This window comes from Roseovarius sp. MMSF_3298 (assembly GCF_030733705.1).
Classification (GTDB): Bacteria; Pseudomonadota; Alphaproteobacteria; order Rhodobacterales; family Rhodobacteraceae; genus Roseovarius; species Roseovarius confluentis.
This window is the reverse complement of sequence record NZ_JASHIN010000011.1, coordinates 116,846-137,955: the sequence shown is the minus strand read 5'-3', so window position 1 is coordinate 137,955 and position 21,110 is coordinate 116,846. Positions and strand designations below refer to the sequence as shown.

20 protein-coding genes, 1 tRNA gene and 1 pseudogene are annotated in these 21,110 nt (G+C 58.6%); 9 read left to right on the top strand and 13 right to left on the bottom strand.

The genetic code is table 11. From position 1 onward, the window contains the following. Window positions 1-76: 76 nt before the first annotated feature. Complete coding sequence (locus RBB18_RS11950; RefSeq protein ID WP_103762526.1) at window positions 77-469, bottom strand: DUF2147 domain-containing protein; 393 nt, start codon at window positions 467-469, stop codon at window positions 77-79. A gap of 138 nt (window positions 470-607) precedes the next feature. Between RBB18_RS11950 and hisA the strand changes: the two genes are divergently transcribed. Continuing rightward, window positions 608-1,330, top strand: coding sequence for a 1-(5-phosphoribosyl)-5-[(5-phosphoribosylamino)methylideneamino]imidazole-4-carboxamide isomerase (gene hisA, locus RBB18_RS11945; RefSeq protein ID WP_103762439.1), 723 nt, complete (start codon window positions 608-610; stop codon window positions 1,328-1,330). A gap of 34 nt (window positions 1,331-1,364) precedes the next feature. Here hisA and RBB18_RS11940 read toward each other — a convergent pair whose 3' ends face one another. Together RBB18_RS11940 and RBB18_RS11935 are read right to left on the bottom strand one after the other, a co-directional pair. After that, the gene (locus RBB18_RS11940) at window positions 1,365-1,817 is read right to left on the bottom strand and encodes a DUF302 domain-containing protein (RefSeq protein WP_274592394.1); all 453 of its coding nucleotides are present in this window, start codon (window positions 1,815-1,817) and stop codon (window positions 1,365-1,367) included. 164 nt (window positions 1,818-1,981) lie between these two features. Further along, entirely contained in the window at window positions 1,982-2,674 is a 693-nt protein-coding gene (locus RBB18_RS11935) for a hypothetical protein (RefSeq protein ID WP_306111837.1), read from the bottom strand. Between the two features lie 171 nt (window positions 2,675-2,845). Between RBB18_RS11935 and hisF the strand changes: the two genes are divergently transcribed. Genes hisF through RBB18_RS11920 form a run of 3 tightly spaced genes read left to right on the top strand, consistent with a single transcriptional unit; the run spans window position 2,846 to window position 4,205 of the window. Further along, window positions 2,846-3,610 carry an imidazole glycerol phosphate synthase subunit HisF gene (gene hisF / locus RBB18_RS11930; protein ID WP_306111836.1) on the top strand — a complete coding sequence of 255 codons (765 nt, stop codon included), beginning with the start codon at window positions 2,846-2,848 and terminating at the stop codon, window positions 3,608-3,610. After that, window positions 3,607-3,918: a phosphoribosyl-ATP diphosphatase gene (locus RBB18_RS11925; RefSeq protein ID WP_103762435.1), complete on the top strand. Its 312-nt coding sequence runs from the start codon at window positions 3,607-3,609 to the stop codon at window positions 3,916-3,918. Before hisF ends, RBB18_RS11925 begins: the two co-directional genes overlap by 4 nt. Continuing rightward, the gene (locus RBB18_RS11920; protein ID WP_103762434.1) at window positions 3,915-4,205 is read left to right on the top strand and encodes a Dabb family protein; all 291 of its coding nucleotides are present in this window, start codon (window positions 3,915-3,917) and stop codon (window positions 4,203-4,205) included. Before RBB18_RS11925 ends, RBB18_RS11920 begins: the two co-directional genes overlap by 4 nt. Before the next feature lie 22 nt (window positions 4,206-4,227). Here the strand turns inward: RBB18_RS11920 and RBB18_RS11915 are convergent, their stop codons facing one another. From RBB18_RS11915 to rlmB, 3 genes are all read right to left on the bottom strand, one after another. After that, entirely contained in the window at window positions 4,228-4,701 is a 474-nt protein-coding gene (locus RBB18_RS11915) for a CoA-binding protein (protein ID WP_103762433.1), read from the bottom strand. A 194-nt stretch (window positions 4,702-4,895) separates the two neighbouring features. Continuing rightward, window positions 4,896-5,246 (bottom strand): hypothetical protein, encoded by a 351-nt coding sequence (locus RBB18_RS11910; RefSeq protein WP_103762432.1) that lies wholly within the window; start codon window positions 5,244-5,246, stop codon window positions 4,896-4,898. Between the two features lie 27 nt (window positions 5,247-5,273). Continuing rightward, window positions 5,274-6,056: a 23S rRNA (guanosine(2251)-2'-O)-methyltransferase RlmB gene (gene rlmB / locus RBB18_RS11905; RefSeq protein WP_306111835.1), complete on the bottom strand. Its 783-nt coding sequence runs from the start codon at window positions 6,054-6,056 to the stop codon at window positions 5,274-5,276. 107 nt (window positions 6,057-6,163) lie between these two features. Here rlmB and RBB18_RS11900 point away from each other — a divergent pair. The 4 genes and pseudogenes from RBB18_RS11900 (at window position 6,164) to RBB18_RS11890 (ending at window position 9,697) form a co-directional block, all read left to right on the top strand. Continuing rightward, window positions 6,164-6,247, top strand: a tRNA-Tyr gene (locus tag RBB18_RS11900). Between the two features lie 66 nt (window positions 6,248-6,313). Next, window positions 6,314-6,481, top strand: a pseudogene (locus RBB18_RS23185) (DUF6538 domain-containing protein); the annotation flags it as partial. Window positions 6,482-6,754: 273 nt separating this feature from the next. Then, the gene (locus RBB18_RS11895; protein WP_306111834.1) at window positions 6,755-7,927 is read left to right on the top strand and encodes a site-specific integrase; all 1,173 of its coding nucleotides are present in this window, start codon (window positions 6,755-6,757) and stop codon (window positions 7,925-7,927) included. Between the two features lie 288 nt (window positions 7,928-8,215). Next, window positions 8,216-9,697: a YecA family protein gene (locus RBB18_RS11890; RefSeq protein ID WP_306111833.1), complete on the top strand. Its 1,482-nt coding sequence runs from the start codon at window positions 8,216-8,218 to the stop codon at window positions 9,695-9,697. An 850-nt stretch (window positions 9,698-10,547) separates the two neighbouring features. Here the strand turns inward: RBB18_RS11890 and RBB18_RS11885 are convergent. From RBB18_RS11885 to RBB18_RS11855, 7 genes are all read right to left on the bottom strand, one after another. Beyond that, on the bottom strand, window positions 10,548-10,919 hold the full coding sequence (locus tag RBB18_RS11885; protein ID WP_306111832.1) for a hypothetical protein: 372 nt from the start codon (window positions 10,917-10,919) through the stop codon (window positions 10,548-10,550). 19 nt (window positions 10,920-10,938) lie between these two features. After that, window positions 10,939-11,796, bottom strand: coding sequence for a hypothetical protein (locus RBB18_RS11880; RefSeq protein ID WP_306111831.1), 858 nt, complete (start codon window positions 11,794-11,796; stop codon window positions 10,939-10,941). A 216-nt stretch (window positions 11,797-12,012) separates the two neighbouring features. Next, window positions 12,013-12,627, bottom strand: coding sequence for a hypothetical protein (locus RBB18_RS11875; protein ID WP_306111830.1), 615 nt, complete (start codon window positions 12,625-12,627; stop codon window positions 12,013-12,015). Window positions 12,628-12,705: 78 nt separating this feature from the next. After that, entirely contained in the window at window positions 12,706-13,473 is a 768-nt protein-coding gene (locus RBB18_RS11870; protein ID WP_306111829.1) for a hypothetical protein, read from the bottom strand. A 180-nt stretch (window positions 13,474-13,653) separates the two neighbouring features. Continuing rightward, complete coding sequence (locus RBB18_RS11865; protein WP_306111828.1) at window positions 13,654-14,322, bottom strand: hypothetical protein; 669 nt, start codon at window positions 14,320-14,322, stop codon at window positions 13,654-13,656. A gap of 1,838 nt (window positions 14,323-16,160) precedes the next feature. Next, window positions 16,161-16,772 carry a recombinase family protein gene (locus tag RBB18_RS11860; protein WP_306111827.1) on the bottom strand — a complete coding sequence of 204 codons (612 nt, stop codon included), beginning with the start codon at window positions 16,770-16,772 and terminating at the stop codon, window positions 16,161-16,163. A gap of 348 nt (window positions 16,773-17,120) precedes the next feature. Further along, the gene (locus RBB18_RS11855) at window positions 17,121-17,432 is read right to left on the bottom strand and encodes a hypothetical protein (protein ID WP_306111826.1); all 312 of its coding nucleotides are present in this window, start codon (window positions 17,430-17,432) and stop codon (window positions 17,121-17,123) included. A 199-nt stretch (window positions 17,433-17,631) separates the two neighbouring features. Between RBB18_RS11855 and RBB18_RS11850 the strand changes: the two genes are divergently transcribed. Beyond that, on the top strand, window positions 17,632-20,748 hold the full coding sequence (locus RBB18_RS11850; protein ID WP_306111825.1) for a type ISP restriction/modification enzyme: 3,117 nt from the start codon (window positions 17,632-17,634) through the stop codon (window positions 20,746-20,748). Window positions 20,749-21,110 lie beyond the last annotated feature (362 nt).

Sequence of the window (21,110 nt, the reverse complement as noted above, 5' to 3'; positions counted from 1 at the left end):
TTTCAAAATAATACAGGTAAGACGTGTGCCCCGGCCAAATCGTTCAATCACGTTAGCCTTATCGGCAGGAAAAGGCTTATTTCACCTTTGTCCACGTTCCGCCGTCGCGGCAGATGCCCAAGACACAGCCCGACACCTTCAAAGCGTTGCCGTTCATCTGAAGCCTGGAGTTATAGGTCTTGCCACGGTCCGGGCTGTAGACCTTGCCGGTGTAGCTGCCATTGCCCTTGGGAACGGTCTGCGAAATGATGTTTCGACCCACGTTTTCGCTTTGGATTTCCTGGCCCTGGCCATTATAGGCCTTCACCAGCGTGCCGCACAGTTGCGCGCCGCAGGGCTTGACGTGGATCAGCCCGGAATGACCGTTGTCGTCCTTGGCCGTGCGCCAGTAGCCTTCCAGCGGATCGGCGGCAAAGGCCGCGCCGGCGCTCATAAGGGTAGCCACGAAGGCCAGTGTCATCGTTCTCATGCGTATCTCCTCCCGCAAATGATGACGCGCAGCATGCGGCCCGAGCGCCACCACGATCAAGCCTGACGCCACGTCGCGTTGCAAACGCCGTCCCGTCATGGCACATCGCGGCAAAGCCCTTTGCCCGGATGACCACCCATGATCCTCTACCCCGCCATCGACCTCAAGGACGGCCAGGCCGTACGCCTCTTCAAGGGCGAAATGGAGAAGGCCACCGTGTTCAACGACGACCCCGCCGCACAGGCGATGGAGTTCGTCAATGCGGGCTGCGACTGGCTGCACCTCGTCGACCTCAACGGCGCCTTCGCGGGCGAGCCGGTCAACGCCGCCCCGGTCGAGGCGATACTGGAACGCACGCAGGTCCCCGCCCAGCTTGGCGGCGGTATCCGCGACATGGCGACGATAGAACGCTGGCTCAGCAAGGGGCTCGCCCGCGTTATCCTGGGCACCGTGGCGGTCGAAAACCCCGCGCTGGTACGCGAGGCGGCACAGGCGTTTCCCGGCCAGGTGGCCGTGGGCATAGACGCCCGCAATGGCCGCGTGGCGACCAAGGGCTGGGCCGAGGAAACCGATGTCATGGTCACGGACCTCGCCCGGTCATTCGAGGACGCGGGCGTCGCCGCGATTATCTACACAGACATCAACCGCGACGGTGCCATGAAGGGTCCGAATATCGAGGCGACGGCGGCATTGGCCAACGCCGTCTCGATCCCGGTCATAGCCTCGGGCGGCGTGTCGTCCCTCGACGATCTCGTCGCGCTGAAGAATTGCGGCGCGCCGCTCAATGGCGCGATCTCGGGCCGCGCGCTCTATGACGGGGCGCTGGACCTGAAAGAGGCCCTGCGCACCCTGTCCGCCTGACACGAGACCCGCACGCAAGAGCGGGGCGAGCGGGTTAGCCGCCGGCCGCCTTTTGGGTCAACTTGCCCAACGCACCAGTCATCTTCTGGATATACTCCGCGTCATCGTCGATCCCGTCGAGTTCATCGAACATCTCCTCCGGGTCCTCGTAAGCCAGCCAGACCTGCCCATTCGCGTCCTCGTACACGAGAACCTTCATCGGCAGATACAGCCCCGCAAGCGGATCGTCCTGCATCGCGGGCGTGCCCAGCTTCGGATTGCCGAAGATCAGTACCTGCGACGGGGCCAGTTCCATGCCTACGCCCTCGGCGCCACTGGCATGATCCACCCGCGCAAAAACCTTGGCCCCCGCGCCTTCCACCGCCGCTTTCAGCGCGTCCATCGTGCTGGCCACGTCACCGCTGGCCTGAACCTTCATCAGGTCGTCATCGGCCAGGGCGGGGCTGGCCATGAAGGTCAACGCGGCAAGGGTCAGAAATCGTTTCATTTCGAGTATCTCCTGCAAGGGGTCTGTCCCTCCATATAGCTAAGCCGACCGCGTCGCGTGGAAACAGACATTCGCGTGATCGGCCCGATCCTGCCGAGCCTCTGTCTGAACATACGCGAACACCCGGCAAACCGCCGGGTGCTGGCTGTCTCGGAATGGCGTGTTTACTGCCAGGTCGTGTAGCCCAGCTTCAGCGTCTTCGGCGATCCGCCCGACACCGCGTTCACCCGGAACTGGCTGATCCGCCCTTCATTGGTCTTGGCGCAGATATAGGACCCGACCGGAATATCCCGCAGCGACACCCGGTTCGCGCTGAACCGCGCCCCCCGGCAGCCGTCAAAGCCCCGGTTGCGTCGGTCACCCACGCCAAGCTGCGCCCCGTTGCGCGGCGCCAGGTACAGCAGCTCCGCCGTCTCGGCCTGGAACCAGATGTCCACGCCACTGCCACGACCCACCGCCCCACGGTCAAGGTCCGCGGTCCAGGTCTGCGGGATATCCAGCGGCCCGGTCGAGAAGGTCCGCGCGCCAGCGCCCGAGGCCGCGCCACTGTTGCACTCGAACTGTCGCCCGCTCACCCGGCAGGTCGCGCCATCCGGCGCATAGCGCTGGATTGATCCCGCCGGGCCGTAAATACACTGCAACGCGGCACGCGCCCCGATATTGGCGACCCGCGCCTCGGTCAGCGAGTTGACGATCGGCGTGTTCCACCAGCCCCCCGGAAGTCCCGTGGTCACCTCGCGCCGGATCTGGCTGTGCGGGCAGGTGATGGTCTCGGCCTGCGCCGGCGCGGCGGGCGCTGCGACGGCTGCGGTCATGGCCAGCGACAGCATGGCGAGGGTGGATTTGAGAGACATCATGGCTTGGTCCTTTCGGAATGCTGGGGTTAAGGCGCAAAGCCGCGCCGACACCTATCCGTCGCCCATCCCCCCGGCGGGGTTCAAAAATGACAGCCTGACCGCGTGGGCGCCCTAACCCCCATTGGCACCGCCCGCCGCCCGCGCTAGAAGGCAGGCGCGAAAGGACGGCCCATGCTCAAGATCCGCATCATCCCATGCCTCGACGTGGCCGACGGCCGCGTGGTCAAGGGCGTGAACTTCGTCAACCTGCGCGACGCGGGCGACCCCGTGGATGCGGCCCGCGCCTATGATGCCGCCGGCGCCGACGAGCTGTGTTTTCTCGACATCCATGCCACCCACGAAAACCGCGGCGTGATGCTCGACGTGGTCACCCGCACCGCCGAGCAGTGCTACATCCCGCTCACCGTGGGCGGCGGCGTCCGTACCGTGGCGGATGTGCGCGCGCTGCTGCTGGCAGGGGCCGACAAGGTCTCGTTCAATTCCGCCGCCGTCGCCGACCCCGACGTGGTCCGCCTTGCGGCCGATCAGTTCGGCAGCCAATGCATCGTCGTGGCCATCGACGCCAAGACGGTCAGCCCCGGCAAATGGGAAATCTTCACCCATGGCGGGCGCAAACCCACCGGCATCGATGCGGTCGAATTCGCCAAGCTGGTCGAGGACAAGGGCGCCGGGGAAATCCTGTTGACCTCGATGGACCGCGACGGCACCCGCTCGGGCTTCAACCTGCCCCTCACCCGCGCCATAGCGGACGCGGTCTCGATCCCCGTCATCGCCTCGGGCGGCGTCGGCACCCTCGATCACCTCGTCGACGGCGTGACCAAGGGCGGCGCATCCGCCGTGCTGGCCGCCTCCATCTTCCATTTCGGCGATCACACCATCGCCGAGGCCAAGGCCCACATGGCCGCGGCCGGCATCCCCATGAGGATCGGCGCATGACCCTCGAAGACCTGGAAAAGATCGTCGCCGCCCGCGCCAGCGCCTCGCCCGAGGACAGCTGGACAGCCAAGCTCTTGTCCAAGGGCCCAGAGAAGGTGGCCGAGAAGTTCGGCGAAGAGGCCATCGAGGCGCTGATCGAGGCCGTGAAAGGCGATGCGCAAGGCCTCACCTCAGAGGCCGCCGACGTGCTCTTTCACCTGCTCGTCATGCTGTACAGCCGCGGTGTGTCAGTCGCCGATGTCATGGCCGAACTGGCCACGCGCCAGTCGCGGTCCGGTCTTGCAGAAAAGGCTTCCCGCTCCGAATGATCCGCCACATCGTCTTTTTCACCGCTCGCGATCTCAATAATCTCGGCGAAATCCGCGCCGGTCTCGAAACGCTCGGAACCATTCCCTACTCCACCCATTTCGAGGTTGGCGAAAACCTTCATGCCGACACCCTGACCGGGGCCGAGGTCGATCTTGTGGTCTACGCCGAGTTCAGGACCGAGGCCGATCTTGCCGCCTACAAGGCGCATCCCGTCTACGAGGAAGCCATCCGCCGGGTCCGACCCTTGCGCGAGATGCGCATCGCGGCCGACGTCGTCGCGGGCTGACCGGCAGGCCCGACCGGGGCGCCTACAGCTTTGACGAGATTACACCGGTATTGAAGCCGCCCATTCGCAACTCGCCGAACAGGCGCTGATATTCGATCTTGGGACAACGGTTCATCACCACGTCCACGCCACGCGCCCGCGCCTTCTCGGCGGCGTCCTCGTGCCACACGCCGATCTGCATCCAGATCGTCTGAAGATCAGGAAACCGCTCCAGAGCCTCATCCACGATGGGCGGCACATGCTCGGACCGGCGAAAGATGTCCACCATGTCCACGCCGCCCTCGATCTCGCCCAGCGACCCCAGAACGGTCGTCCCGAACGCCGTCTGGCCCGCGTGGCCGGGGTTGACCGGCACCACGTCGAACCCTTTCAGCTTCAGGTAGCGGGCGACATAGAAACTCGGGCGCACCTCTTTCATGGACACGCCAACCACCGCGATCCGCTTGGTCCGCTTCAAGATGTCCCGAAGGTCAGAATCTTTGTATGGCTCGTTCATGGCCTCACACTAGACTGCCGCTTCAAAAGAAAAAAGCGCCCGGGCAAACCCGGGCGCCAGTCGCGGAACGAGGGACAGTGAAAAGAAGCACCGGAGTTCCAGTTCGGCGCTTCCTGACATTCAGATAGGTACTGAATTCCAGATATAAAGAGGTTGTAAATTAGGTGTGAACAGTCGGTAAAAATCCGCCGTTCTCAGTCGATGATATCTTCCAGAACGTCCCAGACCTCATCCAGAACCCGGCCGAGGATCGGCTTGCGCTTCCGCTTCCCGCGCCGCTTGGGGCGGTCCGGTCCCGCATCGCCCTTCCAGTCCGGTCGCGGCGCCACGGGGCGGCCATCGCGACGCATGTCCACTTTCTTGCCGGGTTGCGCGCCGCGTGGCGCCCCCTTGCGCTCTTGGGCATTGTCTCGCGACACCGGCATCATCTTCATGTCGTGCAGCGGTGCCCCGCAAGCGCCACAGGCCAACTCATGCCGTCCCTCGTCCAGCACCAGCACCGCCCGTGTTCCGCAGTAACAACATGTCGCAATCTTCCGGCCCATTCCGCCTCCGTCTGTTATCCCAGTCGGTTATCCTCTGGATGCATATAAGGCCACCGCCGCGGCATTTGAGACATTGAGAGATCCGAACGCCCCCGCATAGGCGATCCGCACCAATTTGTCGCAGGTCTCCCGCGTCTTCTGGCGCAGGCCCGGCCCCTCGGCCCCCAGCACCAGCGCCACGGGCCGGTCCTGCATCCCGACCAGCGCCTCCTCGACCGTCTCATCGGCCTCGCCGTCAAGACCCAGAACCAGGTATCCCATGCCTTGCAACGCGCTCATCGCGTCGGCCAGATTACGCACCCGCAGGTAGGGCTGCCGCTCCAGCGCGCCGCTGGCGGTCTTGGCCAGCGCCCCGGTCTCGGGCGCCGAATGGTGCCGCGGCGCGATCACCGCCGAGGCGCCGAACACCTCGGCCGAGCGCAGGATGGCGCCCACGTTATGCGGATCCGTCACCCGGTCCAGCAACAACACGCGCGGCGGCCGCACCCCGTCGCCAAGGCAGACATCCTCCAGCGCCCCCCAGTCCAGCGGCTTCACCTCCAGCGCCGCACCCTGGTGCACCGATTGCGGATCCAGCGGTGCGCTGAACTTGCGCGGGTCGGCCATCTCCGGCTCCATGCCAGAGGCCGCGATGGCGTCCGACAGCTTGTCGGCAGCGTTCTTCGTCACCACCAGCCGCAGCTTCTCGCGGCGCGGGTTTTCCAGCGCGTCGCGCACCGCGTGCAGCCCGAACAGCCACACGGTTTCCGCCGCCGTCGCCTTCTTGGCCTGCTCCTTTTCCACGACCCACTTGGGTTTCTTCGTTGCCATCCGGGGGCCTCCTTCACAGGCGGCGGACAATGGCCCCGCACCGTCACAATCGCAAGCGATTTTCCGGTTGACGGGGCAACGGCCCGCTTCTAAACACGCGCCTCAGTGGGCGACAGGCCGCAAGGTGTGGCAGGGGACTGTAACTCCCTCGCGGAGACGCACGCTAGGTTCGATTCCTAGGTCGCCCACCATTTCTAGCAAAACCAAGTGCTTAACACGCCAATTCCGCCGGTGCGACAAACTGGTGAGACACTGGCATGCGCCTTCCAGCTTATCTAACCTATTCCCGTCACGGTGTTTTTTACTTCCGCTGGCCCCTTCCCGCTCATCTTCACCCCGAAGGCAAAAAGTCGGACGTGAAGGTATCGCTGCATACCAGATGCCCTGAGAGCGCGCGCCGACTTGCACGCGCCCTCACTCTGGCTGGACAACAGCAAATATCTTGCGCATCTATTCGCCGCATGCGGTACGACGAAATCCGAGAACACGTCCGGGATCACTTCCGACAGCTTCTGCGAGATACGCAGGAGGATGTAGCCAGCGGTAGACCGATGCCCTCTGCCCGATTGGATGCCATCAGAGCCGCTGAGGGGCTTGCTAAGGGCGATCCCAAGGCATGGGCTGAGCTGGCCTTCACTGGCGGGTCTGACGGCCTACTACGGGGCTTCTGCGAGGCGCGTGGAATTGATGAAGACGTCTTGACCAAGGAGCACCGAGAATGGCTGCTGGAGGCGCTTCAGTCCGGGCACCGTGCGTATGCGCAAGAGGCGCTATCTTACAGTGTAAGCATGCAGGATATTGACCTGCGGGATACTGCCCCGGCGCTAGCCTACCCAGCCCCGCAAGCCGCTGAAACACCGTCGTGCAGCGCAGTCGCCGCCAAGTATCTCGCAGAACTCAGCCACGTCGGGTCGCATGCCGCCAAGACGGAGGCCGAGAAGCAAGACGCGCTGGCGCTGATGTCGGACGTCTGTGAGGATAAGCCTGTCGCTCAAATGACCAAGGCCGATGCCCAGCGCGTTAAGGCTGTGTTGCTACGCTTGCCGAAGAACCGGAACAAGGCCGCTCGGACACGAGGGAAGTCGCTGGCGGAGATGTTGGAGGTCGAAGGCGTCCAAGTCATCTCCGCACGCACCGCGAATGCCTACATCAGCGCCATGCAGACCTTCTTCAAGTGGGCGGTGGATAACGGTTATGCAGCCGAAAATGTCTTCACCGGAACCCAGTTCAAGGCCGTCAAAAAGTCCAAAGACGGTGAAAGGGCTGCATTCTCGACTGAGCAACTCCAAACGATCTTCCGGCACCTGACTGAGAACCCGGACGGCTACGTCAACAAGGACGAGCACAAGTGGGGCACGCTCATCGGGATGTTCACCGGCATGCGGTTGAACGAGGTCGCACAGCTGGAAGTCGGAGACATTCAGGAAGTTGACGGCGTGTGGTGCATCGACGTCACCGAGGACGGGGACGACAACAAGCGCCTCAAGAACGCCTCATCGCATCGCCGGGTGCCGATCCACGACCGCCTGTTGGACTGTGGCCTGCTAGACTTCGTGGATCAGCAGCGAGATGCTGGCTTTGCGCGCCTATTCCCAGGGCTCAGCTACTCAGCCCAGAACGGCTACGGCAGGAACATCGGAAGGTGGTTCAATGAGAAGCTGTTACCGTCGTTAGACATGAAGAAGCCCGGGCTGGTGTTTCACTCTCTGCGCCACACCATGGTGACGCGGTTGGGTCAGTCCGACGCCACCGACATCAAGGTGAAGGCGATTGTCGGACATGCCCAATCCGGGGTGACGTGGAACACGTACTTCAAGGAGGGTTTTCTGCCCGGGCAACTCCGCGAGACGATCAACCAATTCGGGTTCTGATTTCAGAAACAGCATTTTCGTATTGCTAACGCGGTGATTAGCTTTTGGGATGCCCATATCCATGGCGGGCCAACAGTGTCACGTTGCGCTTGTAGCCAACCGGTGGCGGTCATTTTCGGCCCTGAGCTGACCTTGGCTCGAAGCGCAGCAAGCGGCAGGTCTGAGCCCAGAGGGACGGATGCTACGTATTGTTCCAAGGTGTGCAATGCGCAGTATTTAGGCTTTACAACCTTGATACGGACGGATTGGGTCCCGAATGCATGCAGGCCACATTTGAGTGATTGTGAGATGTCAAAGAAACAAATTTCGCAAGGCGGCGTCACTGCAACAGAAGAACTACTGTACTCTTTGTGCCAAAACACTTTCCTACGCCTTTGGAGTTACGCTAATCCCTTCAAAGATGATGGAAAAGAGTTTTGCGATCTTATTGCTGTATTTGAGGATCATGTCTTTATCTTCTTTGACCGAGAAAGCAGACAGTTTGACGGTGCCTCGAAGGATATTCTGGTAACGTGGCAACGTTGGAAAAAAGAAGCCGTTGACAAGCAAATAAAAACGGCCAAAGGCGCAGAAAGATACCTGAGTTCTGGGAAGGCCATTTTTCTGGACCAACAAAGGGAAAAACCACTTCCCATACCGATCCCCGAGAACCCTATTATCCACAAAGTTGTTGTCGCCCATGGTGCGAAAGAGGCTTGTGAGGCGTTCTCGGAGGACAATGTGTATGGTAGTTTGGGAGTATCATATGGATCCGGCGATGACGGCAGTCTGTTTCCATTTTTGGTTTCTTTGAAGTCTTCCGAGAAAATCCACCTGCTAGATGCGCACAACCTAGAAATCATACTGGGCGAGTTGGATACGTTTTTTGACTTATCTCGGTTTTTTGCAGAAAAAGAACGCGCGATTGATCAGTATCAGTATCTGTCTTACTGCGGCGAGGAAGATTTACTTGCTCACTATTTGCTAAACTACCGAGAAGCCGACCGGAGTTATCGGATTGGCACCACAGATAAAACCGTTCACGGGCTGCATATTGGAGAGGGAGAATGGTTTGATTTCAGCAATAGCCAAGCCTACAAGCGGAGAGCGAAGGCCAACAAGACCTCCTACCTTTGGGACGACTTAATTCAGAGAACTTGCGACAACTTCCTAGCAGGAACTTCTGGAGGAAACTCCGACATATTTGCAGGAAAAAGTGCGATCAAGGAGATGGCACGTGAGCCGCGTTTTTCTCGGCGTGCGCTCTGCGATAATATCTTTGAAAGAATAGAGCAGTTTCCATCCCAACTGAAAGAGGGCTCGGTCGCACGTCATATGAGCGTGATGCCTTCATTTTACCCAGATACAAAATACATTTTCCTTCAACTGCAACCAGACTACTCAATCGACTATGAAACGGAATATCGTGAAGCGCGGCGGCATATGCTGACTGTCGCTTGTGGCGCAGCAAAGAATAAATTTCCACATCTTAAAAGAGTGATAGGTATTGCTATCGACGCACCAAAGCATGCGCGGTCCAACTCAGAAGATTTCATTTTGCTGGAGTGCGAAACGTGGTCTGATGAAGAACGGGAATTCTATGAAGAAGAAAACGAGCTTCTAGGGTTCTTTGAGAGCCCAAATCTCCAGCATCAAGTTCGACAGACGCTAGATTTCCCGTTGGCAGAAAGCCAGAAGAAGAAGATCAAAATCGGACGCAACGATCTATGCCCGTGCGGCTCAGGAAAAAAGTTCAAGAAATGTTGTCTTCGCTTTCAGGGACCAAATTAACCTATCGGTGGTATATCCGCTTTGAGCAATGATCGTTCATCGCCCGCCGCAACCTGAACGGCAAGTCTGTCCCGCACAGCGTCCCTTGGAGCTCGGCGCAGAGAACTTCCGCTTCCTCGCATTCTGCTCAGTTAGGCCAAGCGGAAGACCGGCACGTAGGCTTTCAGGTCTTCGGCGCTTCCAGCCAAGGCAACGCCGCGAGACGATCAAGCAGTTTGATTTCTAGTTGTGACATTCGCAGGTCAGATATCCCAGCCTTGTGCTTTTGTCGGGCGTGCAGGTGTTGTCTCTCCGAAGTGTATTTCGGTCGTTCCATCCGGAAGCAGGCAGATTTTCGAGAGTGTAAACCCTCTGCGTTGCCCAATGGCGACGAGTTCCTCGATCCTCCCGGCGGTAGCGAGGACACGACGCTTTGCCGTGGCCGATTTTTTCTTTGGAGTTGCGCTCTCAGTCATGTGTCCACCCGCGTATAGGCGGCGCTCAAACGCCCATAGGAGCTGATCGTCATTGGGTTACAGATTTCGCGGATGAGGGCTTTGAAACAGGGCATGACACCTCTACTAAACAAAGGGTGCCCCTCATCGGGCGCAGAGACCGGCGGGCCTGAGGTTGCCGTTATCAGCTATGTATCGCCCGACGATGGGCAGCGAGTTAGGTATCAGCCAGTAGGAGCCCTCTGCTTATTGCCTAGCGGGCCGCGAAGCCCCTTACAAGAGTTTTGGTTAGCCCAGCGCACGAAGCCAACTCACATTCTGATATTGCTTCATATACCCATTTCGACTTAGCGATGTTCCACTCCCTTTCCTACTGCGCAGCCAGTCTCTGGCTTCGCGCTCTCGTAAAGGCTGCGCTACTCCTTTTTCGATTGATTGAGCGTCGCGATCTTTTGGCCGTCGCGATCCTTCTCGCGGGCCTCCCGGCGCTGCTGTAGGCGTCTCTCAAGGGCGTTCATCTCCTCCTGCTTCGGAGCCTCTGCCGTGACCTCATTGTGCCGGAGGAAGGTCTGGATAAGCCCCAGCATCGCGGGGTTGAGCATCGCGGGCTTGATCTTCGCCATCTCCAAATATTCGCGGTAGCAGTTCGTCAGGTCAGCGTGCAGGGCCTTGAGGTCTTCGGCGCTGCCCGCCTTCGTGCCGATGGGTGCCAGGGTTGCAGGGGGGAACACCTCCCCCACTGCGCCCGACTGATCCTCGTGAGGTACGAGGTCGTCTTTCTTGGTCATCACTGTATCCTTTGCTGGCTCAGGGCAGGCCATGTTCGCGACCCATGCGCCGGGCCTCCCGGAGTTCCTGTTCGCGCTGTTCACGGGCATCGATGGACAGGCGGCTGCCGTTGCCGTGCAGGGCCTCCATCGCGGTCACGTAAGCCTTTGACGTGATGCCTTTGGTCTGGCCGGGCTGGGGAGCGGCCCTAGGGGCGCTGTACTGCTCTGTGTGCACCTGTCGATCCAGCGACACGCCCTTGCCCTTCACGATGGCTTGGAGGCGCTCCACGGCGCGCTGAGCGGATGCGCCGCCCTTGCCGATCTCAATCAGGTAGCCCTGCATCTCCGCAGGGGTCAGCCTTTCGCTGCCTTGCTGCAGGAGACGCTCAAGAGCCTTCGGCCCGTTGCTGAACTGCCAGACCTCATTCGAGATGCGCTCATCGCGGGGGCGCATGTCATTCGAGAAAGTCTCCAAGGCTTTCAAAATCGCCTTGGTGCGCCGGGGGCCGATCTTCGCGGTCAGCGCCTTCTGATCGACCTTGCTGGGGTCGCGCGACATGGCTGCGTCAAGAAGAATGTCTTGCGCGTCATCGGTGCTAAGGCCCACGTTCTGGATGATCCGCAACGCTTCGTCTGCGGCTGCGTGGCCGGTGCTGCCCCATGTCACCGCGTCAAGCGGCTTGTCGGCTTTGTCGTCTTCGGTCTCAGCGTCCAGACGGGCTAGACGCTCCTCCTCGCTCTCGAGGTCTTCCTGATCCTCGACCGGCTGGTCTTCAGTCTGCTGATCTGTGCCGGGTTCGTCCTGCCCTTCTGCACCGGGGCCGGGCTGGTCCTGCTGTTCTTCGACTGCCGTGGTTTGATCCTCGGCAGGGGTCGGGATGATTTGATCTGTCATGTCGTGGTCCTTGGTGTTTTGTCAGTGCGGGCCTGCAGTTCAGCGACTGCCTCGGTCAGGAGGTAGGCGGTTTGATCGAACGCCGTCTCCAAGCCCGGATTGGCGGCAGGCGATGCCGCGATTTGCCTCTGGAGGCGAATGAGTTTGCTGTAGTGGACGGCGCAGAACCGCGCGAGTTCCGCGTCCGTCTTCCGTGTGATGTCTGAGGAGGCCATGTCAGACCTTGATGCCCTGCAATCCGCCCGATGCGGCGGGAGCCTCGTCGCTAATCACATCACCGGCGAGGGCCGCAAGCGTCTGGCCTGAGCCCACTCCGGGGCGACCGAAGGCATCGATCTCAAGAGTTGATGTCGGGGAGCGTCCCTCTGCGATCATAATCTGCGCCATGGAGGCTACCGGCCCCTGTTCATCGTCTGCGGTCTCGTACACTGCGAGGATAGACCCGTCGCGGCGGCTGGTCTCGACAAATCCGGTAGCAGTGGCAGAGACGCGAATAGTCGGCCCGGCCTGAATGCGGGCACGGAATGCTTCGCGCTGGGCTTCCTGTGCCGCGCGGGCTGCAGCCATTTCGGCAGTCTGAGCATTCGCCTGCTTATCGGCTTCCAGTTTTGCCTTGGCCCATGCGGTGAGCACTTCAAGGTTGTCCACCAGTTGCTGGAACTTCGCGTCTGAGCCCCGGCAGCGGTTCACGGTCGCCCGGAACTCTGTACGGAGTTTCGATGTCAGGCCGTAGGGGTCGGCTGGGAAGGTCAGTGCCGCCCAGTTTGTCTCGGTCGGGTCGAACTTGTGCCCGAGGTGAGTGGTCTTCGCGTTGGTTGTCTTCGCGGTCATTGGGTGTCCTTTCAATGAGAAAAGGGGCCGGAAGGCCCCATGCTTGATGCCCGTTGCGGGCGGTGGTCTTTGCGGGTGTTAGGTCAGGCTATCTTGGAACCATCCGAGGGCGTGCCGCTTGGGCAGCACCTCCTCGCCTGCCGCCTCAGCCTCCCGGAGGGCGTAGTCTGTGCGGCCAGATATGACCTGCAGATCAGGCGCGATCATCTTCCGCAGTAGGCTGGCCTGATACGGCCCCATCTCAGCGCGCTCAGCTTTCTTGCCCCATGACAGGGACCGATGTGCGCACCGGAGCCAAGCCTTGTCGGTGTGCCGGGGGAAGCCCGGTTGAGGCTTCCAGATGCCCCGCTCCAGAAGAATGCTGAATGCAATGTGGTGGTCGATGAAGCGCCGGGGTTCGACCCTGTGCCTTAGGCTGAGCCCGTACGAGATATATGCGGGTACTTGCTTGCCATCCTTCTGCATCTCTGCGGCCTTGGCGTAGCACTTCCCGGGCAGGTTCTGCATGGCCACGATTGCCCGATGCACGACCGGGGTATCTTTAACCCGGTTCAGTTGCTTCCTAACGGCGTTGCGGAGCGCGTAGAACTCCGCCCAGGGGATGTCGCACGAGTACGGTGCGCCCATCCGCTGGCATAGCCGTGTGTGGTACTCGCAAAGCTTGATGCCATAGGAGGCGCGCACAAACGGGTCTTGCAGGGCGATGTCATGGCAGCCGTCTAACTCGCACTGGAGGTGCTTTGCCGGGGTGGTTCCGTGGATGTCGTAATGGTCTTCTGTTGGTCGAAAGCCTCGCTGGCCGCGCTTCGGCGCGTTGAAGCCGTGACCCTTGCCTGTCTTTGCCATGTCTAGCCCTTTCGAGTTGCTGGCGGGTGATCCCTTCTAGCCTTTGGTGGGGACGGCAGACGGTGCACTGCCCGGCCTGAGCCGTGCTGCGGTGTCGCTCTGACGTCCCCTAGCCGCGCCGACGAAAGGACCAGAAAATCGGCTGCGTCAGTGTGTGGTGCTGATTAGCGACCGAGTTCGCTACTCGGCTGCTAAAAGGCTCTCGAAGCCAGCATTCACGGCGGCGAGAATACCAGTTTGCTTGGCCCGGTGCGCTGCAACTGCCTGTTCGGCCATCTGCCGGGCATTAGTATTTCTGTGCGCCTCCCGGTCAGGCGAGGCGCTCCGGCGGGCGAGATAATCTCGCCCAATCACCGCCGCCTGTCTTGCGGTCCCCAACGGGTCAGAAATCACCGACTGGCCGTGTACCATCTGGCTTGCCGTGAGAGGCTCTGCGCGGCCATTGGCGGGCTCCTCGACATCGCAACCCCGGATCACCGGCTCCGATTTCGCCGTGTCCATGAGTTCATCGTATACGGCCTGCATATCGGCCATCGTCACGCCATCCCGTTTGACCTCCGCGATGAACTCACTTGAAGACATCCCGAGATGGAACTTGCAGACGTGGTTCGCCATGGACGCAATGGTGACAGGATAGGCCAAGGGCTGACCGCGATAGTGTAGATGCGCGGTGCCCTTGTTCTTCGCGGTGAAGCGGTTGCTCCGCTGGGCTGTTGGGTACGTGAGAATGTCCCGGTATCGCTTTGCCCCGGCGTTCGCGGAGTTCTGAGAGGTCGCGGCGAACACGAGATGGGCCATCACCACATCCGCCCGGAATGCCGGGGCGGTGCAGTAGATCGTTTCGTACATCCATTCTTGGGCTGCCCGGCGTTCCTCGTTGCGGCGGGCTTGATGCGGGCTCCCGGTGGTCGCAGAGGTCGCTGCATCAACGTGTACGTTGGATCGGTTGTGGGCAGTGTCCTTGCAAGACCTGCTACAGAACAGCTTGCGGCTGTCGGTTGTGCTGAACGCGGCGCTGCAGTGCGCGCACGTCTTTCGCACAGGGGCTTTCATGGCACGTGGCATGCCGCACCTCCTTGTCTGTGGGGTTTGATTGTCTGGAGAGCGATCACTGGGATCGTTGGGTCAGGGTGGCCCTGTCATGGAACCGGCCAAGGTACATCTCGGCGTGGGCATACGTAGTAAGGGCGTGCGGCGAGCGGATCAGGCAGCAATGCCAAATACCCGGATCGAACTCACAAGCAGCTTCCAAGCTGATTTTTAATCTGGAATGATCTCAGGATAATCTGGATTAACAGAGCGGCCCTCTGGGCAACGCTCAGAATGCTGTCTTCATCTCAGAAAGGCTCATCGAACCATGAGGATTATCAAGCTCACAATCTGGTCTGATAGCCGGTGATCCTTCCCGACACAGAAGTTCAAAAGAACCGGGATATACCCAGATTGCACTCGGGCTCTTGCCTGTACGTGCACCGATGATTTTCGTTTTTGTTGTATAGCCTTAGGCGCGCAGCCGAAAACTGATTAAATCATCCGGGCGGATCATCTTGCTTCGAGCCATCCGGGCCACTGCGCGACACAAGCTGCGCAGCTACCGCCCAGTTAGGGGTGTGTCTGAGCCTGATCCGCTTCAAGGCAGAGCACCTCCTATCCCGCCACCGGGTTGAACACGTGCCCGGCTGGGCTGATCCCGAGGAGAGATCGGGTTCTGCAGCAGGATGCGTAGAAGGGGGTGCTCAGCGTTGGAGCCGACGCGAGAAGCGAAGCTGCTTCCTGTTGTTCTAAAAGACGAAGGGATTAGTTGGCAGTCCGAACAAACCGGGTCGCTTCACTTTCTTGGATGTAAGTCGGGAAAACTCGCAGCCCGGTGTCTGCATGCACCGGGTCGGGATACAATCGGCGAGATTTGTCAGCCAGAACGGCTGCTTCCCTATCTTCGGCTGGTCAGATTGTGTGTCTAAAAGACGGAGGAATAAGCAGTTTAGCCAAAGAAATAAGTGCTTTGGAGCATCTCAGTGATGTCGAGGGGATGAACCGGTGCGCCCATAGCCGGGTAGCGTTCATGTTATTCTAAAGGACGAGGGTTAAGGTAATACTCTGATTTGATTGAAGATAAACAGCCTATCATTCGAGGGGCTGGGACCATTCCCCACTCTGATATTGCTGGTAGGCACCCGAACTGCTATTTGCCATATTGGTCGAACGCGCAGCCGATGGTTGACCGGAATGCTCCTCACAGGGTTGACCGGAATGCTTGAAGGCGCTGGCGGCCCGTGCCGAGGACCGCACGATAATGAAACGGATGAACTGCATCTGTCCGCGACAGGCCATTGGTAAAACGGTTGCAAGAAAGCCTAGTGTAGCACTAAGGCCGTTGTTTTTTATTTTCGACGCATACATCCCGACGAGGAATGCTGACAACCCAACACAGAGCCCGTCTGAGCTGCCTCAAGCCGGTTCCCGGATGCTCACCGGCCCAGACAATCGCGGGGTTCTCAGCAGTCAAAAAACTCAACGAAGTAGCTGCTATAGACCGCTCATGGGTTCAATCTCTGTGACTATGCACGGCGTAGCTGCGTTGTTTTGTTCCGGTGCTTATCGGGCTGCCTTCAAATGGCTTGGAACACCTTGTATCGCGCAACCGCTGAACAGGTCGCGAGTTGCGCCTTTCTCCAGTGGTAATGCCGTCACGCCGAGGCAGTTCGTACAGCGGCCTCTGACAGTGGATCAGCCCCTGGCCCATCCTTTTGATCGTTCAGGATGCGATACACGCTAGCCCGGCCTATCCCGAGCCGCCGTGCGATCTCAGCGGGCCCGACGCCATCGGCTTTGAGTGCCATTACTTCATCTGCCTTGGCTCTGGCAGTTGGCTTCCTGCCCTTGTACTTCCCTGCGGCCTTGGCCTTTGCAATGCCTTCGCGTTGCCGCTCCAGCATGATCTCCCGCTCAAACTCCGCCACGCCCCCGAGGATCGTAAGCATCAGCTTGCCGGTTGCGGTGCCCGTGTCGATCCCCATGGACAGGATGCGAAGCCAGGCCCCCTTGCTTGATATGACCTCCAGCACCTCCAGCAGGTGCGCCACAGAGCGGGCCAGACGGTCCAGCTTGGTCACGACAAGGGTATCCCCCTCCCGGACATAATCGAGGGCCTCCGCAAGCCGTTCACGGGCTTTCACATCAACAGAGGAGACCTGTTCAACGAAGACCTTCTCGCACCCCGCTGCTTTCAGTTCTGTCTGCTGGGCTTCAAGCCCGGCCTTCTGGTCCAAGGTGGACGTTCTGGCATACCCAACGATCATGGCTGTACTCCGAGTGTCTCAATGATGTCTTAGATATTGATGCACAGGCCGTCTCAAAATGGCAATAGGCATTCTGTGAGACATTTTGCGGACACCTCTGAGACGCCTCACTAGATCAGGGCCTAATGAGACGTCGGCAGAGCCGCAAGCGACCCATCGGCGGCAAAGGGTTCAGAGTACAGGAGCAGAGCCACAGACGGCGCGCACAGGGCCTCCTGTGCTGGCGAGGCTGCGTTACGGTCAGAGGGGGCTATGGGGGGAAGATGCGTCGCGGGGGATATAGATACCCCCTCGCAAAAATTCGTCAGAAATTCCAGAACACTCGGCCACTCCGAGACACGAGAAACATCAGCTTCCCGCTTCGTGCCAATCCCTGATCGTCCGGGTAAAGTAGGACAAGGCCGTGCCCTGATTGATCCTGCTATCCAGGATCGCAAAACCTGCCGAGAACATCGGAGCAGATTGACCGTCCGCGATGAACTCAAAGCACCCGCCTTCGTCGTCAACGCCCGGCTTGGCTTCAGGGTTATACGCAACACGCCAAATCCCAAGAACCTCGCCGTCGCTCGTGATGACATCCCCTGAGGCACGGCTGACCGCGAACCCGCTGTCCAGCCACTCTTGGTAGCCGACTAAGTTTATTGGGTAGTTCAGTTCCATGCCGCCCTAAATAAGCCAGCGCAGGCAATGGAGCAAGCCACGCGCGGTAAAGGCGAAGCATACCGCTGTGACTGGAAGTCCGCCCCACACCCTCGAAAAAATGTGCCGTATTTTTCAAGTGCTGTAGCGTCGCTGACGACTTCAGGTTGACCGAACGGTGCCTTTTCAGGACTGTAGCTCAAAAACGTTTGGGACAGTAATGAGCCAGAGACTTATCAACTCTTACCTCGCAGAGATCGACCGTCTTAAGAAGTTTTCGGGCACTTCCACCGAACAAGTGGTCCGTGAAGCATTCAAGGATTTAATGAAGAATTGGGCTAAGGCAAATGACCTGATTTTCATTCCTGAATTGCTTTATGCCACCAAGCTAAACACAAGCGTCTACCCGGACGGCACGATCCTGCATGATGTGCGGGTGCCTCTGGGATATTGGGAAGCGAAAGATACCGACGACGACATAGACCACGAAATTGAGAAAAAGCAGCGCAAAGGCTACCCTCAGGACAACATCATTTACGAAAACTCCGATATCGCGGTACTGATCCAGAACAGACAGGAAGTGTTGCGTTGCGCTATGACGGACACAAAGGAGTTGGATCGGCTTCTTTCGCTGTTCTTTGCCTATGAACGTCAAGAGATTGCCGAGTTCCGCCGAGCAGTAGAGCAATTCAAGGTCGATCTTCCCGCAGTGCTGGCTGCACTTCGTGAGAAGATTGACGACGCCTATAAGTCAAACAAGACGTTTCAGAAGGCAGCGCAAAAGTTTCTTAACCACGCGAAAGAGACTATCAACCCGACACTAGGCCGCGCTGATGTGCGTGAAATGCTGTTGCAGCATATTCTGACCGAAGAAATTTTTGCCCGCGTCTTTGATGAAGCCGACTTCCATCGCCAAAACAACATTGCCCGTCTGCTTTATGAGTTAGAAGGCGCTTTCTTTACTCGTGACGTGAAGAAAACCACACTCCGCGCCTTGCAGCCCTACTACGCCGCCATTCACGCCAACGCCGCGCAAATCAGCAGCCACACGGAAAAGCAGACCTTCCTCAAGGTCATCTATGAAAACTTTTACAAGGTCTACAACCCGGACGCCGCCGACAGGCTGGGCGTTGTCTATACCCCGAACGAGATTGTGCGCTTTATGATCGAAGGGGCTGATTGGCTGACCGACAAGCACTTTGGCAAGCGGCTCATAGATGAAGGCGTAGAGATACTGGACCCGGCAACTGGTACAGGCACGTACATCTGCGAGTTGATCGAGTACTTCAGGGGCCAGCCCGAGAAGCTGCGCAAGAAGTATCTCGAAGAGCTACATGCCAACGAGGTGGCCATCCTGCCCTACTACGTGGCCAACCTGAACATCGAAGCGACCTATCAGGCCGTATCAGGCCAGTTCACAGAGTACCCTAACCTTTGCTTTGTGGACACACTGGACAACATCGGCGGTCTGGGCATCAAATCGGGTCACCAGTTTGACCTTTTCGCGTCGATCTCCGATGAAAACGTGGAGCGGGTGAAACGGCAAAACAAGCGCAAGATATCCGTGGTGATCGGCAACCCGCCCTACAATGCCAACCAACAGAACGAGAATGACAACAACAAGAACCGCACATATCCGCATATCGACGGGCTGATAAAGCGGTCATTCGTCAAGCTGAGCACGGCACAAAAGACCAAGGTGTATGACATGTATGCCCGCTTCTTTCGCTGGGCGTCTGACCGGCTGCATGATGACGGGGTGATCGCCTTTGTCACCAATCGCAGCTTTATCGACAGCCGGACCTTTGACGGGTTCCGCCGCTATTTGACCGAAGAGTTTGACGAGATTTATGTGGTCGATCTGGGTGGGGATGTGCGCGTTAATCCCAAGCTGTCCGGGACCAAGAACAATGTCTTTGGCATCCAGACAGGCGTGGCGATATCTTTCTGTGTTCGTCGGCAGTTGGGCAAGAGGAAGCAGCGGGACTGCAAAATCCATTACGTGCGCAGGCCAGAGATGGAGACGGCAGAGGACAAGCTGACGTGGCTGGGGGCTGTTAAACCTTCAGAGGCAGAATTTTCCATGGTTTATCCCGACCATCGCGCGAGTTGGGTTAATCAAAATGAAAATGCGTGGGACGACTTGCTCCCGGTAGGTGACAAAAAAACCAAATCCGCAAAATCAAGCAGTCAGGAGAGGTCCATATTCAAGTTGTATACACTTGGTGTGGCAACCAATAGAGACGATTGGGTTTATGACTTTGATAGGGATAGCTTGAGTGAAAAAGCGGCTAACCTTGTTGAAATGTACGAAAAAGATCGAAAACGTTTAAGAGCTTTGAAAGACCCAAAGAAGATAGCAGATGCGCTCGACTATTCGATCAAGTGGACGCGGTCAGTAAAGAGAGATTTACTAAACCGAAAGCCCCATACGTTTTCCGCGAGTCGGATAGTCAGGGCAAACTACAGACCCTTTGTAAAGAAGTTTATGTATCGTGATCTGGCATTCAATGAGATGTCAAACCTAACCATTCCTGTTTTCGGTTTAGGGAAATGGTCTACGCCTTCCATAACTTTCATGGGTGATAGTACTGGCAAGCCCTACACTACTATCGCGGTCGATCTTCTGCCTGATTTGAATTTCGTAAGCCCTGCTTCAGGAGGGTCACAGACACTCCCTCGTTTCCGCTACACCTCAGACGGAACGCAGATCGACAACATCACTGACTGGGCGCTAAACAAGTTCACCAAGCGCTACGGCAAGAAGGCCAAGATCACCAAGGATGACATTTTTGCCTATGTCTATGCCATCCTGCATGATCCGATCTACCGCGAGACTTATGCGATCAACCTCACGCGCGAGTTCCCCCGTATCCCGTTCTATGCCTACTTTCACCAATGGCGGGACTGGGGCCAGTCCCTTCTGGATCTGCATATCGGATATGAGACTGTCAAACCTTGGAAGTTGAAGCGCATCGATGTGGAAGACACCAAGGCCAGATCAGCGGGGCTTAATCCCAAGCCAAAACTCAAGGCCGACAAGGATGCGGGCACGATTGAGTTGGACAGTGAAACCACCCTCACCGGCATTCCGCCCGAGTGTTGGGAATACAAGCTGGGCAACCGCTCGGGCCTTGAATGGATACTTGACCAGTACAAAGAGAAGAAACCTCGCGACCCAACCGTGGCCAAGAAGTTCAACACCTACCGCTTTGCCGATTACAAAGAGCATGCCATCGACTTGCTAACCCGTGTGACCCGCGTTTCCGTCGAGACAATGCAGATCACCAATGCCATGAAGGAACTGGACCGCCCGGACGACTCCCCCTCGAAGTGAGAACAGATAGCTGAGCGGGAGACGCTTCCTGTCCAGTTCTTACCCGTTTGAGAAAGCCGTTCGTCCCCTGCCTAAAAACCCTTGACGATGGTGAATACATCTGGAGCGCGAACGAGTTCCCAGTGAACCTATTGCAAGTCGCCGCTAGGTGAGACACTAAGGTGAGACATTACGCAACTCTCGCTACTCGCGGAACGGGCGTTTTCAAGCACTTACGGCAATGGTGGGCATTCCTAGGTCGCCCACCACTCCCCCACCTTTGTCCAGTCGGCAGAAGCAAAGCCGCGCAGCAGGCCGCTGCGGCTGTCCGACGCGCCAGATTATTCGCAGAATAATCTTTGCCCTGCCCCGCGCCGCAGCCG